Source organism: Halorubrum sp. SP3 (genome assembly GCF_005435195.1).
Taxonomy (GTDB): Archaea; Halobacteriota; Halobacteria; order Halobacteriales; family Haloferacaceae; genus Halorubrum; species Halorubrum sodomense.
In genome coordinates this window covers 1-215 of the sequence record NZ_SGTU01000800.1, presented here as the reverse complement: position 1 = coordinate 215, position 215 = coordinate 1, and the positions used below count along the sequence as shown (strand labels likewise).

General features: G+C 61.9%; 1 pseudogene. It reads left to right on the top strand.

Annotation, left to right across the window (positions count from 1 at the left end):
* A pseudogene (locus EXE42_RS18265) lies at window positions 1-215 on the top strand (ribonucleotide-diphosphate reductase subunit alpha); the annotation flags it as partial.

Below are 215 nucleotides of genomic sequence, written 5' to 3'. Positions count from 1 at the left end.
AGCGCGCCGAAGAGATCCTCGGTGAGGATGGGTTCGCGGACCGGTTCTACGAGTACATGAGCCGCGGCTTCTACAGCCTCGCCAGCCCGATATGGGCCAACTTCGGACTGGACAGGGGGCTTCCCATCAGCTGCTTCGGCAGCTACATGGAAGACAACATCGAGAGCATCCTCTACACCCAGGCCGAGGTGGGTGAGATGACGAAGCAGGGCGGC